Origin of the sequence: Streptomyces doebereineriae (assembly GCF_031845645.1) — a bacterium.
GTDB classification, from domain to species: Bacteria; Actinomycetota; Actinomycetes; order Streptomycetales; family Streptomycetaceae; genus Streptomyces; species Streptomyces canus.
In genome coordinates this window covers 294,747-308,717 of record NZ_JAVREZ010000003.1, presented here as the reverse complement: position 1 = coordinate 308,717, position 13,971 = coordinate 294,747, and the positions used below count along the sequence as shown (strand labels likewise).

The window sequence follows — 13,971 nt, the reverse complement described above, 5'->3', positions numbered from 1 at the left end:
TTTCCGCAGGCACACGCGCCCTCGTGGGTGCGGCCTTGTGCCGCGCTGGTACCGAACTCCCGATGGAGCGGTGACTGGCCGTGACTCTAAGCCCGGTTTGCAGGCAGGGGCATCGGTGTGCGCTGGCTTGTGACTTTCTTGTTATGACGGGGTGGATGGCGCGCTTCCGCGGAGGGGACTCTCAGCCGGTTTGGCAGAATTTCCCCTCAGTCCGCATTTTGAGAACCTGCACTTCCGCTTGGCCGTCCGGCTGGTGACGCCGTCTTCGTGGCGCAGGCGCCGCGGAGAAGCTCGAAAAGGTCGTGGGAGTAGGCCCGGCCGAAGATGAAACTGTGGTGTTGTATTGCGCGCGTGTTACGGAGCGTTACGTCAAGAAATGGTAGGTCGGCATTCAGCGGGAGACCCGAACAGTCGGAAACCGATATCTCCACGGTGACCCGGCGGGTCGTGCCGGCGTGCACGGTGAAGGCCTCGGGCAGGGCGTGGGCGGTGAGGCCGGTGAAGGCGGCGCCGGTGACCTGGAGGGTGACGGGGGGTCCGCTGCGGATGTCGACGGCGAAGCGGAAGCGGCCGCTGGTGGGGTGGGCGCCGACGGTTTCGGGGAGTCCGGCGGGTCCGAGGTACCGCCAGGCGGTGACGTTGGCGGGCCAGGGGACGGGGGTGTCCGGGACGTCGGTGCGGTGCTCGTCGGCAAGGACGCGGGGGAGGAGGATTCCGGCCGCGAGCAGGGTGAGCGCGGCCGTTCCCAGAGCTGTTCTGCGGGCCCTGGGCGACAGCTTCTTCCACCGCGTTGCCCAACGGTCCGTCAGACGTGCCTCGTCGGCGCCGATGACGTCGTGATTCTCCCCCGCCTCCGGTGAGTTGACGGGCTCGACGGGGCCGATACCGGTCATGGGAGAACGGTAGGGGTGCCGGGGGCTCGTGCCCAGTCGGTGTGCGCCTCAGCGGCCGGGGGCGTCCCGCAGCAGGCAGGTGAGCCGAGCGGTGCAGACGCGTCGCCCCTCCTCGTCGCTGATCACGATCTCGTACGTCGCGGTGGACCGCCCCCGGTGCACCGGTGTGGCCACTCCGGTGACCAGCCCGGAGCGGGCGCCCCGGTGGTGTGTGCAGTTCAGGTCCACTCCGACCGCGAGCTTCGAGCTCCCGGCGTGCAGCATGGAGCCGACGGACCCCAGGGTTTCGGCGAGTACGGCCGAGGCGCCTCCGTGCAGCAGTCCGTACGGCTGGGTGTTGCCCTCGACCGGCATGGTGCCGACGACCCGTTCCGCCGAGGCCTCGACGATCTGCACGCCCATGCGGGTGCCCAGGTGGCCGGCCGAGAACATGGCGACGAGGTCGACGCCGAGCGCCGCGTACTCGTCGATGACCTCTTGGGGAAACGTGGCGTGCTGCTGCTCACCCATGGGGCGGGCTCCGTTCGTCCTGGTCGCTACGACTGCCTGCGCTGAGCAAACGCTCAGTCGGTTGCCGATTGTTCCAGACGTACGACGACGGACTTGCTGGCCGGGGTGTTGCTGGTGTCGGCGGTGGCGTCCAGCGGCACCAGGACGTTGGTCTCGGGGTAGTAGGCGGCCGCGCATCCCCGGGCGGTCGGGTAGTGCACGACCCGGAACCCGGGGGCCCGCCGCTCCACGCCGTCCTTCCATTCGCTGACGAGGTCGACGTACGAGCCGTCGGCGAGCCGGAGCCTGTCGGCGTCCTCGGGGTTGACCAGGACGACCCGGCGGCCGTTCTTGATGCCCCGGTAGCGGTCGTCGAGGCCGTAGATCGTGGTGTTGTACTGGTCGTGCGAGCGCAGTGTCTGCAGCAGCAGCCGTCCCTCGGGCAGTTCGGGGTACTCGACGGGCGCGGCGGTGAAATTGGCCTTGCCGGTGGCGGTGGGGAAGCGGCGCTCGTCGCGCGGGGCGTGCGGGAGGGTGAAGCCGCCGGGCCGGGCCACGCGCGCGTTGAAGTCCTCGAAGCCGGGGATCACGCGGGCGATGCGGTCGCGGATGGTGGCGTAGTCCTTCTCGAACTCCTCCCACGGCACCCGGCTCTTCTCGCCGAGCACCCGGCGTGCCAGCCGGCACACGATGGCGGGCTCGGACAGCAGCTGTCGGCTTGCTGGTTCCAGGCGGCCGCGGGAGGCGTGCACCATGCCCATGGAGTCCTCGACGGTCACGAACTGCTCGCCGCTGCCCTGGAGGTCGCGCTCGGTGCGGCCGAGCGTGGGCAGGATCAGGGCACGCGCGCCCGTGACCGCGTGCGAGCGGTTGAGCTTGGTCGACACGTGCACGGTCAGCCGTGCGCGCCGCATGGCGGCCTCGGTGACGTCGGTGTCGGGGGAGGCGGAGACGAAGTTGCCGCCCATCGCGAAGAAGACCTTGGCCTCGCCGTCGCGCAGGGCGCGGATGGCGCGGACGACGTCGAAGCCGTGCTCGCGCGGCGGGGCGAAGCCGAACTCCTTCTCCAGGGCGTCCAGGAAGGCGGGCGCGGGGCGCTCGAAGATGCCCATCGTGCGGTCGCCCTGGACGTTGGAGTGGCCGCGGACCGGGCAGACGCCGGCGCCCGGGCGGCCGATGTTGCCGCGCAGGAGGAGGAAGTTGACGACCTCGCGGATGGTCGGCACGGAATGCTTGTGCTGGGTGAGGCCCATGGCCCAGCAGACGATGGTCCGCTCGGAGGCGAGGACCATGGAGAGGGTTTCCTCGATCTCCTTGCGGGACAGACCGGTCGCGGCGAGCGTCTCGTCCCAGTCGGCGGCGCGGGCGGCCTCGGTGAACTCCTCGTAGCCATGGGTGTGTTCGCGGACGAAGGCCTCGTCGACGGCCCCCCGCGTCTCCAGGATCAGTTTGTTGAGGAGGCGGAAGAGGGCCTGGTCGCCGCCGATACGGATCTGCAGGAACAGGTCGGTGAGCGCGGCGCCCTTGAGCATGCCCTGGGGGGTCTGCGGGTTCTTGAAGCGCTCCAGGCCGGCCTCGGGCAGCGGGTTGACGCTGATGATCCTCGCGCCGTTCGCCTTGGCCTTCTCCAGGGCGGAGAGCATGCGGGGGTGGTTGGTCCCCGGGTTCTGGCCGGCGACGATGATCAGGTCGGCCTGGTAGAGGTCGTCGAGCAGGACGCTGCCCTTGCCGATGCCGATGGTCTCGCTGAGCGCCGAACCGGACGACTCGTGGCACATGTTGGAGCAGTCCGGCAGGTTGTTCGTGCCGAGCTCGCGGGCGAAGAGCTGGTAGAGGAACGCGGCCTCGTTGCTGGTGCGGCCCGAGGTGTAGAAGACGGACTCGTCGGGGGAGCCGAGGGCGGCGATCTCCTCGGCGATGATGTCGAAGGCGCGCTCCCAGGTCACCGGTTCGTAGTGGGTGCCGCCCTCGGGGACGTACATGGGGTGGGTGAGCCGCCCCTGCTGGCCCAGCCAGTAGCCGCTCCTGGTAGCGAGGTCGGCGACGGGGTGCGCGGCGAAGAACTCCGGGGTGATCCGACGCAGGGTGGCTTCCTCGGCGACCGCCTTCGCGCCGTTCTCGCAGAACTCCGCCGCGTGCCGGTGGTCGGGCTCGGGCCAGGCGCAGCCCGGGCAGTCGAAGCCGTCCTTCTGGTTGACCCGCAGCAGTGTCAGCGCGGTGCGCTTCACGCCCATCTGCTGCTGGGCGATCCGCAGGGTGTGGCCGATGGCCGGGAGGCCGGCCGCCGCGTGCTTCGGTTCGGTGACCTGGGGAGCGTCCTGAACCGGATCACCCTTGGGCGGCTTCGTGGCCATCGGACTCTCTCCTTCGCACACACATGTGAGGTACGTCTCCGATCCTCGCACGCGCCGGTGACAACGGCGTTTGCCGGGCCTGCGGGGAACGGGAGCAGAGCTTGCCCCTTGTGTGCCGTCGGCGGCGGGCGGGTCTGACTGTCAGTGGGGCGTGGCAGGATCGGGGGCGTGGCAGAGACAGCAGCGAAGAAGACCGACAACAGCCCCGGCGGCAGCCGCCCGCGTCTGATGCTCATGGACGGGCACTCGCTGGCCTATCGCGCGTTCTTCGCGCTGCCCGCGGAGAACTTCACCACCGCGACCGGCCAGCCGACGAACGCGATCTACGGCTTCGCGTCGATGCTGGCCAACACCCTGCGCGACGAGGCCCCCACCCACTTCGCGGTGGCCTTCGACGTGTCCCGCAAGACCTGGCGCTCCGAGGAGTTCACGGAGTACAAGGCCAACCGCTCCAAGACCCCCGACGAGTTCAAGGGCCAGGTCGAGCTGATCGGCGAGCTCCTCGACGCGATGCACGTCTCGCGCTTCGCGATCGACGGCTTCGAGGCCGACGACGTCATCGCCACGCTCGCCACGCAGGCCGAGGCCGAGGGCTTCGACGTGCTGATCGTCACCGGCGACCGCGACTCCTTCCAGCTGGTCACCGACCACACCACCGTGCTCTACCCGACGAAGGGCGTCTCGGAGCTGACCCGGTTCACCCCGGAGAAGGTCTTCGAGAAGTACGGCTTGACGCCCGCCCAGTACCCCGACTTCGCGGCCCTGCGCGGCGACCCGTCCGACAACCTCCCCGGCATCCCCGGCGTCGGCGAGAAGACCGCGGCGAAGTGGATCAACCAGTTCGGTTCGTTCACGGAGCTGGTCGAGCGCGTCGAGGAGGTCAAGGGCAAGGCCGGGCAGAACCTCCGCGACCACCTGGAGGCCGTCAAGCTGAACCGCCGCCTCACCGAGATGGTGCGCACGGTGGAGCTCCCGAAGGCGGTCACCGACCTGGAGCGCGCTCCGTACGACCGCAAGACCCTCGCGATGATCCTCGACACCCTGGAGATCAGGAACCCCTCCCTGCGGGAGCGGCTCCTGGCCGTCGACCCGGGTGCCGAGGAGGCCGAGGGCACCCCGGTCGTCGCGCCCGGCGTGGAAGTGGACGGCACGGTGCTCGGCACCGGCGAACTGGCCGGCTGGCTCGCCGAGCACGGCGCACAGCAGCCCCTCGGCCTGGCCACCGTCGACACCTGGGCCCTCGGCACCGGCTCGGTCGCCGAGGTCGCGCTCGCCGCGTCCGGCGGTGCGGCCGCCTGGTTCGACCCGTCCCAGCTGGACGAGGCCGACGAGCGGGCCTGGGTCGCCTGGCTCGCCGACGCCGACCGGCCCAAGGTCCTGCACAACGCCAAGGGCGCCATGCGGGTCTTCGCCGAGCACGACTGGAGCGTCGCCGGTGTCGGTATGGACACCGCGCTCGCCGCATACCTGGTCAAGCCGGGGCGCCGGTCCTTCGACCTGGACGCGCTGTCGCTGGAGTACCTGGGCCGGGAGCTGGCTCCCGCGGCGACGGCCGACGGACAGCTCGCCTTCGGCGCGGACGACGGTGCCGAGGCGGAGGCGCTGATGATCCAGGCCCGGGCCGTGCTCGATCTGGGCTCGGCCTTCGAAAGCCGCCTGGAGGAGGTCGGGGCCGCGGATCTGCTGCGGGACATGGAGCTGCCCACCTCCGCTTTGCTGGCCCGCATGGAGCGGCACGGCATCGCGGCCGACCGGGCCCACCTCGAGGCCATGGAGCAGATGTTCGCGGGCGCGGTCCAGCAGGCCGTGAAGGAGGCGCACGCGGCGGCCGGCCACGAGTTCAACCTCGGCTCGCCCAAGCAGCTCCAGGAAGTCCTCTTCGGTGAGCTGGCCCTGCCCAAGACGAAGAAGACGAAGACCGGATACACGACGGACGCCGACGCGCTGGCCTGGCTCGCGACCCAGACGGACAACGAACTGCCGGTGATCATGCTCCGGCACCGTGAGCAGGCCAAGCTCCGGGTGACCGTCGAGGGGCTGATCAAGACGATCGCCGCGGACGGGCGTATCCATACGACGTTCAACCAGACGGTCGCGGCCACGGGCCGTCTGTCGTCGACGGATCCGAACCTCCAGAACATTCCGGTCCGCACCGACGAGGGGCGGGCAATCCGGCGGGGCTTTGTGGTGGGGGACGGCTTCCAGTCCCTCATGACCGCGGACTACAGCCAGATCGAGCTGCGGGTGATGGCCCACCTCTCCGAGGACGAGGGGCTCATCGAGGCGTTCACGTCGGGGGAGGACCTGCACACCACCGCCGCCTCCCAGGTGTTCGCCGTGGAGCCCGGTGGGGTCGACGCGGAGATGCGGCGGAAGATCAAGGCGATGTCGTACGGGCTGGCGTACGGGCTGTCCGCGTTCGGGCTCTCGCAGCAGCTGAACATCGAGGCGGGGGAGGCGCGGGCCCTCATGGACGCGTACTTCGAGCGGTTCGGTGGGGTGCGGGACTATCTGCGGCGGGCGGTCGACGAGGCCCGGGCGACGGGGTACACGGCGACGCTCTTCGGGCGCCGGCGGTATCTGCCCGACCTCAACAGCGACAACCGTCAGCGGCGTGAGGCGGCCGAGCGGATGGCTCTCAACGCGCCGATCCAGGGGACCGCGGCGGACATCGTCAAGATCGCGATGCTCAAGGTGGACGGTGCGCTGCGGGACGCCGGCCTCGCGTCCCGCATGCTGCTCCAGGTCCACGACGAAATCGTGCTGGAGATCGCGCCGGGGGAGCGGGAGGCCGCGGAGGAGATCGTCCGCCGTGAGATGTCCGACGCCGTGCATCTGAACGTGCCGCTGGGGGTTTCGGTAGGGGATGGGTCGGACTGGGAGTCCGCCGCGCACTAGCCTCCGGTGCCTGCGGCGACCTGTGCGGCTGGGCGGGGGCGGGCGTTTTGCGCAGTTCCCCGCGCCCCTGAATGCCTGCGGCGCAGCTGCGGCCCCGGTGGGGGTGTCCGCCCTCGGTCAACGGTCCGTCGTGGCGCGGGTGACTGCAGCTCCCCAGGGGCGCGGGGAACTGCGCGACCAGCCACAACGGACCCGCACCCGCCGGACCACCCGACCCGGCACCCCCGTATGCGCCCCGCCCTCGCCCCGCGCACGCGGACGCCGTCACTCGCGTGGACGCCACCACAGCGCCCCCGACCGCACCCCCGGCCAGGATGCGCTCATGGGTATACGCATGCTCCACCGCCGGACGGCCACCGCACAGGCGTACGCCGACCCGGCCCCCTTCTCCGCGCAGCGTCCCGTTCCGGCCCACGCGGCCGCCGCAAGCACCGCCCGCATTCCCTTCGACCTGGCGACACTCCTGCGCCGAGTCCCGGCCCGTTTCACCACCACCCTGCGCCATGCCGCCACAGAGCTACGGCACCGCGTCACCCGCCGCGACCGGGACGCCGTAGAACAAGAGGAGCCGTCCGGCCATCGACTGTGGGCCGAGCTGGCGCTCGGTTATCTGGCCCTTGCCCTCACCCTGCTGCCCCGGTCCCGTCCGATGGCCACCATGACGGTGTTCATGGCGACGACGGCGGACACCGTCAGCGAGCGAGCGGGAGGCCGGCCTCTTCCTCGACACCGGACACCGGGGCCGGGCGCCACAGCCTGACCCCCGCGGCGTACAGCAGTATCCCGAGCACCAGGCCGGCGCCCGCGCCGAAGCAGAGGGTCGGGATCAGTTCCCAGGGCTTCGCGGTGGAGCCCCAGTACGCCCACCACCGCGAGGCCCGCTGCAACGCGCCCACCGTCATGCACCCGCCGATCACGGCCACGGCCCACCACCTGTCCCGCACCGACAGAACAGGGACGCCCCGCGGCTCGGCCGCCACGGGTGCCCGGCGCAGTGCGTACCCGCAGAACACGGCGATCACCACCGCGGCCAGCGCCGAACCGCCGTACTGCAGGTACCAGTACAGAGGCGACCCGGCCACCTCGCGCCCCAGGACGGGGAACAGTCGCATCCCCCACCGGTCGAGATGCGTGAACGCGTCCCACACGACATGGGTCAGCGCCCCGAACACGGCGGAGGCGTACCACCGTGCGACCAGACCCGTACTCACGCGCGCGCGTGGCGCCCCGCAGCGCAGCAGCGTCGCCACCCCGCCCTGGCGCCCTCGTGGCAGCAGGGCCACCAGCGGTTCTCGCAGCAGCAGCCACAGACCCACCAGCGCCCAGGCGACGAGCACGTCGATGGTGAAGACGCCCGGGAACGAGTGCGTGACGGTACCGAACTCCATCGCCCCGGACACGACACTTGCCGCGTAGTAGGTCATGTCCGGAGAGAAGGATCCGGCCACGAGCACGGCCGGAACCAGTCGGCCACGCCCGGTTCCGTCGGTGCGTACCGCGGGCAGTACCGCCGCCGCATGGCTCAGGGTGAACGGCAACGGTGCTCCTTGCGGCGGGCGTTGGCCGGGCGGCGGCCCGGGTGATCGGTTCCGTCCAGTATGAGCGACGCGAGCCCGCACCGATCGAACATGGCCAACCGGTGAATATCGGGCACGAACCGGTGTCCGCGAAAAGGAAGTTGTCGTAGGGTCACACGGGTCACCGCGCTGGGGCGCTCGGTCGAACGTGCGAATCAGGAATTGCCGCGCGTCACAGGGGCAACCTCCAGGGTGGCTCGACTGTCACAACTGGACGAGGGCGACAGACGGACAAGGGCGCTCGGGCGTCCACAGGAGGGGTTCACTTTATGGCGGCGCAATTCGGCAGGAGGCTGTGCAAGGGAGCGGTGACCACCGCCGTGGCCGCGGCCGCGGTCGCGGCACTGTCCGCCTCCCAGGCTCCGGGGGTGACGGCCGACGACAACGGCAGATCCACCGCCGCCGATGCCCAGCCCTCTCCCGACGCGACCGCCGGTGACAGCGGCGCCACCGGCAATTCGCCGTACTACACGGACCTTCCGCCGCTGAACACCCCGAGCCCCGCGCCGACCGACGGCACCTCAACCTCCACTCCGGTCGAGTCCGAGGCGGGCATACCCGCGACCGTCCTCGCCGCCTACAAGAAGGCCGCGGCCGAACTCCAGGAGTCCAAGCCCGGCTGCAACCTGCCGTGGCAGCTCCTCGCCGCCATCGGCCAGGTCGAGTCGGGCCAGGCCCGCGGCGGCCGCGTCGACGCCGACGGCACCACGACCTCCAAGATCCTCGGCCCGCAGCTCGACGGCAACGGCTTCGCGCTCATCAAGGACACCGACAACGGTGCCTACGACGGTGACAGCGCCTACGACTCGGCCGTCGGGCCCATGCAGTTCATCCCGTCGACCTGGGCGTGGGCAGGCCGCGACGGCAACGGTGACGGGGTGAAGGACCCGAACAACGTCTACGACGCCGCTCTCGCCGCCGGTCACTACCTGTGCCGCAACGGCTGGGACCTGTCGGACAGCGGGGACCTGGACAGGGCGATCCTCAGCTACAACCGGTCGCAGGCCTACCTGAACACCGTCCTGTCGTGGCTGGAGTACTACCGCAAGGGCACCTACGAGGTCCCCGACGGCACCGGCACGATCCCGGGCAACCGCAGCGACGGCAGCAGCGGCACCGGTGGCAGCGGGGGCTCGTACTCCTCGCCGTCGTCGCCCTCGACCTCGAACCCGTCGAAGCCGAGCACGCCCGGCTCGCCCAGCCCGACCCCGCCGTCGACCACCCCGCCCCCGTCGGGGACCCCCACCCCTCCGCCTCCGTCGACCCCGGTCACCCCCACCCAGTCCGTGGACCACCTGGAGGACTCGGGCACCGCGAAGCTCACCGCCATGGCGGGCGACGCGTTCACCGAGCAGATCAGCACGAAGGCCGAGAACGCCGCCGGCAAGGGCGTCGCCAAGGTCCGGATCCGCTTCACGATCGTCGGCGACACCGACGCCGCCTTCACCGGCGGCGAGAAGGTCGCCACCGCGCTGACCAACAGCTCCGGCGTGGCCACCGCCCCCGCGCTCCAGGCGGGCGAGACCACCGGCGCCTTCACGGTCCGTGCCGCCCTCATCGGCCGTACGGTCACCGGCCCGGACTACACGGCCACCGTCACCCAGCGCGTCGCCGACACCCTCGTGCGCACCACCGACACCGCGCTGACCTGCACGCCGGGCGGCGAGTTCGCCGACGCGGTCCAGGTCAAGGCCACCTACAACAACGCCGTCGCCGACAAGGTCGCCGCCACCGCCACCCTGATCAAGTCGGCCGACGACGCGACCGAGAACGACAAGGGCCCCTACTTCAAGGACGCCGACGGCAAGACCGTCCGCACCCTGACGGGCCTCACCACGGACGCCGACGGCCTGCTGAAGCTGCCGCAGCTCTACTCCGACGACACCACCGGCACCTTCGTGCTCCGCATCACCACCGCGGGCGGCGCGACGCTCGACGTGACGCTGACCGTGGCGGCCGCTGAGACCTCCGCGAGCCCGTCGCCCAGCCCCAGCGCGAGTTCGTAGCCGACGGAGCCACCTCGAAGGGCGTCCTTTCCGCCACGGCGGACCGGGCGCCCTTCGTCCGTGCGCGAGCTGTTCTCATCTCGCCCGCGCGTTGCTACGGTGCCGGACCTGACGATGTATCAGTTCCCGTGCGCCGGGAGGTGGATATGCGCGCCCTGATCGCCGCCGCGACCGGTCTGGCCCTCGCGTTCGCGCTGGTCCTCACCATCACCGCACTCGGCACGCCGACCGGCGGGACGTCCCCGAAACCGCTGCTGACCACAGTGCCCGCACACCCGTGACCCCGGGAGGCCGAGATGCGCCGCAAGACCAGCCTGGTCCTGCTCGCCCTCGCCGTGTTCTTCGCGGCGCTGTCCCCGCTGCTGCGCTGGTACGCCTTCCCGCGCCTCGCCAAGATCCCCGCGAACCAGTACCAGGACATGGTCCTGGAGGCCAAGGACGCGACCCTCATCGACTACAACGACGGAATGAAGGCGAAGAAGGTCCCCAAGGTCACCATCGTGCAGACCCTCAAGGGCAACGTGGAGGCCTCGGAGAAGATCGAGAAGACCGCCGGGAAGGACGTCGTCGTCTGGGACGGCCTGTCCTACGTCGTCGGCCCCGACGGCAAGATGGTCTCCAAGATCCCCGAGCGTTACATCTTCGACGCCCACACCCAGGAACCCGTCCACGCCACCGGCGAGATGGTCGACGGCGACCCGGTCAAGCGTGAGGGCATCGAGTTCAAGTTCCCGTTCCTGACGGAGAAACGGGACTACGAGTACTTCGACGCCCAGGCCCGCACCTCGGCCCCCATCCACTACAAGGGCACCCAGACCTTCCGCGGTGTCGACGTCTACTACTTCGAGCAGACCATCCCCTGGACCAAGGTGCCCTTCCCGAAGACCATGCCGGTCCAGGGCATCACCCCCCAGTCCATCGCCAAGACCGGCACCACCCGCTGGTACACCACGGTCCGCAAGTTCTGGGTCGAACCCCTCACCGGCGCCCCCGTCTACGGCGAGGAACTCCACAAGGAGGAACTGCGCGGCGGCACCCTGCTCGGCGGCCGCGACAAGGTGACCGTCTTCGCCGGCGACGTGAAGATGCGCGAGGACTACATCAGGCACACGGTCGACCTGGTCAAGTCGAACCGCACCCTCGTCCTCCTCATGACCTCGTACCTGCCGTGGGGCTTCCTGAGCCTGGGCCTCCTGCTGCTGGCACTGTCGCTGTGGCTGGAAGCCCGCAGCCGCCGCCCGGCCGCCACGAAGGTCGAGGAACCCGAACCGGTCACGGCCTGAGCCGTGCCTTGGTGTGCCGCGTCGGCTCGGCGCCCGCAGGGTCCTCGGGCCACGGATGCTTCGGATACCGGCCGCGCAACTCCGCCCGGACGCCCTTGTAGCCGTCCTTCCAGAACGACGCGAGATCGGCGGTGACGGCCGCGGGGCGTCCCGCGGGGGAGAGGAGATGGACGAGGAGGGGCACGCCGGCGATCCGGGGCGACTCCTGGAGCCCGAACATCTCCTGCAACTTCACCGCGAGGACGGGCTGTTCGGGGCTGCCGTAGTCGATCCGGATCCTGGACCCACTTGGTACGGCGATCCGCTCGGGGGCCAGCTCCTCCAGCCGCGTGGCCTCACCGCAGGCCCAGGGCAGGAGCCTTTGCAGTGCCTGCCCGGCGTCGATGCGCGCCAGGTCGGCCCGTCGCCGGGCACGGCTCAGCTCGGGTTCCAGCCACTCGTCCACGCGCGCGTGGAGCGCGTCATCGGAGACCTCCGGCCACGGGTCGCCGAGGTGGTGGCGCAGGAACGCGAGCCGTTGCCGCAGTACCCCGGCGTCGGGCGTCCACCTCAGCAGCCGTAGCCCTTCCTGGCGGAGCCCTTCGAGAAGTGCCTCGCGTACGAGGACGGCGTCGGCGTCTCTCAACGGCCGTGCCGTGAGCTCGATCGCGCCCAGCCGCTCCACCCGCCGTGCCACGACGTCCCCTTCGGCCCAGTGCACCTCCTGGCGCTCGGAGTACAGGGACGCGGCCGCCGACCGGGCCGTGTCCTCGTCGATCACCGCGGCGAGCTGCACACGCGCGTGCCCCTTTCCGACGGGCCGGTCCGCCACGGCGACGGCGATCCAGGGCGAGCCTCGCAGCGGGGAGCCGTCGGAGAGTTCGGCGCGGGTGCCGGAGGCCATGAGATAGGAGCCCGAGTCGGCTCTGGCGACCCGTTCGGGGAAGGCGAGCGCGGCGACGAGACCGTCGTTCGCGGCGGCCGGCTCGGTGAACTCCGCCGAGGCGGACCGCAGCCGCCGTACCTCCGTCCGCCACCGTCCCGCATAGGCGTCACCGCCCCGCCGCGCGGTCCGGACGGCGGCCGCCAGGTCGTCGCCGTACTCCCGCGGCGGCTCCTCCGACAGCAGCGCGACCGTCTCGGCGCCGGCACCCGAGGTGTCCAGCAGCGCCCGCCCCAGCCGGGGATGCAGGCCCAGACGGGCCAGGCGCACACCCCGCGCGGTTGCCCGTCCCTCGGCGTCCACCGCTCCCACGGCCGTCAGCACGCCCCGCGCGGCCGCCATCGCCCCGCCCGGCGGTGGGTCCAGAAGAGCCAGCCCGGACGCGTCCGGATCGCCCCAGCAGGCCACCTGCAACGCGAACGCCGTCAGGTCGGCCACCTTGATCTCCGGCGACGGGAAGCGCGCCAGACGGACGTCCTCGGCCTCCGCCCAGCACCGGTACACCGCACCCGGCGCCTCACGTCCGGCGCGGCCCGCCCGCTGGCGTCCGGCCGCCTGCGAGGCCCGAACCGTCGCGAGGGCGCTCAGCCCGCGCGCGTGATCGACGCGCGGCTCCCGGGCGAGCCCCGAGTCGACGACCACCCGCACGCCGGGCACGGTCAGGGACGACTCGGCCACGGAGGTCGCCAGGACCACCCGCCGCCGCTCCCCGCCCGTCAGCACCGCGTCCTGCACGGCCGCCGGAGCCCGGCCGTGCACTTGGAGCACCTCCACGTCACCGAGACCGCCCAACTGGCCGGCCACGCGCGCGATCTCGCCCACGCCCGGCAGGAAGCACAGCACGTCCCCCGGCCGCTCGGACAGCGCCCGCCGTACGACCGACGCCACGTGCGTGAGCAGTGCGGGATCGACGCGCATGCCGTGCGGCGGCCGTACCGGACGGGCCGGTGGCGCCCACACGACCTCCACCGGATGGGGGACACCCTCCGCCTCGACCACAGGCGCGTCCCCCAGCAACCGGGCCCACCCCTGCGCGTCGGTCGTCGCGGACGCGGCCACCAGCCGCAGCTCCGGCCGCAGGGCCTGCCGTACGTCCCACAGGAAGGCCGCCGTCGTGTCCGCGTCCAGGTGCCGTTCGTGGCACTCGTCGAGCACCACGACGTCGATGCCCGCCAGCTCCTGGTCGCGCTGGAGCCGCTGGAGCAGCACGCCTGTCGTGACGACCTCCACGCGCGCGTGCCGTCCGACCACGCGCTCGCCGCGCACGCTGTAGCCGACGCTCCCGCCGACCTTCTCGCCCAGCAGCCACGCCATCCGCCGGGCCGCCGCGCGGGCGGCGATCCGGCGGGGCTCGGCGACGACGACCTTCCGCGCGGGTGCGTCCGAGTTCAGCAGGCCGGCGAGGGCCAGCGGCACGAGGGTCGTCTTGCCCGTGCCGGGCGGAGCGACGAGGACGGCCGTTCCGTGGCCTTCGAGGGCGTCGCGCAGCGCGGGCAGGGCGCCGCGTACGGGAAGGGAGTCCAGGGCGTCGTAACGGATCACGCCCCCA

10 protein-coding genes are annotated in these 13,971 nt (G+C 71.3%); 5 read left to right on the top strand and 5 right to left on the bottom strand.

The features are described from left to right. Positions 1 to 206 precede the first annotated feature (206 nt). Genes RNB18_RS10995 through RNB18_RS10985 form a run of 3 tightly spaced genes read right to left on the bottom strand, consistent with a single transcriptional unit; the run spans position 207 to position 3,736 of the window. A complete protein-coding gene (locus tag RNB18_RS10995; protein WP_311713929.1) occupies positions 207 to 893 on the bottom strand; it encodes a hypothetical protein in 687 nt (228 codons plus the stop codon). 48 nt (positions 894 to 941) lie between these two features. Further along, complete coding sequence (locus RNB18_RS10990) at positions 942 to 1,403, bottom strand: PaaI family thioesterase (RefSeq protein ID WP_057618427.1); 462 nt, start codon at positions 1,401 to 1,403, stop codon at positions 942 to 944. 53 nt (positions 1,404 to 1,456) lie between these two features. Further along, entirely contained in the window at positions 1,457 to 3,736 is a 2,280-nt protein-coding gene (locus tag RNB18_RS10985) for an FdhF/YdeP family oxidoreductase (RefSeq protein WP_311713928.1), read from the bottom strand. Between the two features lie 168 nt (positions 3,737 to 3,904). Between RNB18_RS10985 and polA the strand changes: the two genes are divergently transcribed. Continuing rightward, positions 3,905 to 6,634, top strand: coding sequence for a DNA polymerase I (gene polA, locus RNB18_RS10980; protein ID WP_311713927.1), 2,730 nt, complete (start codon positions 3,905 to 3,907; stop codon positions 6,632 to 6,634). A 322-nt stretch (positions 6,635 to 6,956) separates the two neighbouring features. After that, positions 6,957 to 7,394: a hypothetical protein gene (locus RNB18_RS10975; protein ID WP_311713926.1), complete on the top strand. Its 438-nt coding sequence runs from the start codon at positions 6,957 to 6,959 to the stop codon at positions 7,392 to 7,394. Here the strand turns inward: RNB18_RS10975 and RNB18_RS10970 are convergent. Further along, a complete protein-coding gene (locus tag RNB18_RS10970; RefSeq protein WP_311713925.1) occupies positions 7,327 to 8,172 on the bottom strand; it encodes a DUF4184 family protein in 846 nt (281 codons plus the stop codon). The two genes, RNB18_RS10975 and RNB18_RS10970, sit on opposite strands and share 68 nt — an antisense overlap. Positions 8,173 to 8,480: 308 nt before the next feature. Here RNB18_RS10970 and RNB18_RS10965 point away from each other — a divergent pair, with 308 nt between their 5' ends. The 3 genes from RNB18_RS10965 (at position 8,481) to RNB18_RS10955 (ending at position 11,500) form a co-directional block, all read left to right on the top strand. Beyond that, entirely contained in the window at positions 8,481 to 10,217 is a 1,737-nt protein-coding gene (locus tag RNB18_RS10965; RefSeq protein ID WP_311713924.1) for a lytic transglycosylase domain-containing protein, read from the top strand. A gap of 146 nt (positions 10,218 to 10,363) precedes the next feature. Then, entirely contained in the window at positions 10,364 to 10,498 is a 135-nt protein-coding gene (locus RNB18_RS10960) for an SPW_0924 family protein (protein WP_106409822.1), read from the top strand. 15 nt (positions 10,499 to 10,513) lie between these two features. Further along, positions 10,514 to 11,500, top strand: coding sequence for a DUF3068 domain-containing protein (locus RNB18_RS10955; protein WP_311713923.1), 987 nt, complete (start codon positions 10,514 to 10,516; stop codon positions 11,498 to 11,500). Here the strand turns inward: RNB18_RS10955 and hrpB are convergent. After that, the gene (gene hrpB / locus RNB18_RS10950; protein WP_311713922.1) at positions 11,490 to 13,964 is read right to left on the bottom strand and encodes an ATP-dependent helicase HrpB; all 2,475 of its coding nucleotides are present in this window, start codon (positions 13,962 to 13,964) and stop codon (positions 11,490 to 11,492) included. The genes RNB18_RS10955 and hrpB overlap by 11 nt on opposite strands. Positions 13,965 to 13,971: the final 7 nt, after the last annotated feature.